The sequence below is a fragment of the Geitlerinema sp. PCC 9228 genome (assembly GCF_001870905.1).
Lineage (GTDB): Bacteria > Cyanobacteriota > Cyanobacteriia > Cyanobacteriales > PCC-9228 > PCC-9228.
Genome location: NZ_LNDC01000196.1, coordinates 626 through 882 on the forward strand (window position 1 = coordinate 626; position 257 = coordinate 882).

The 257-nt window shown below is 43.2% G+C and carries 1 protein-coding gene; it reads left to right on the forward strand.

From position 1 onward, the window contains the following. Positions 1-257: transposase (locus AS151_RS20255; RefSeq protein ID WP_139240821.1), on the forward strand; the 257-nt coding region annotated here is incomplete at both ends.

Consider the following 257-nt stretch of genomic DNA (forward strand, 5'->3'; position numbering starts at 1 on the left):
AAGCGGTCATGCCATAGGATTGGATGTGGGGTTAGAAAGCTATTTGGCTACCAGCGACGGTGAATTGATTGACAACCCACGATTTTTCGTGAAGGCTTCTGGCAAGCTTCAATCGCTGCAACAAAAGCTCAAACGAAAGAAAAAGGGTTCCAGACGTTGGCACTTGATTCAATATCGCATCGCCAAATTATACGAACATGTAACCAAAACTCGAAAAGACTTTTTCTTTAAGTTGGCTCACCATTTGTGCAACCAAG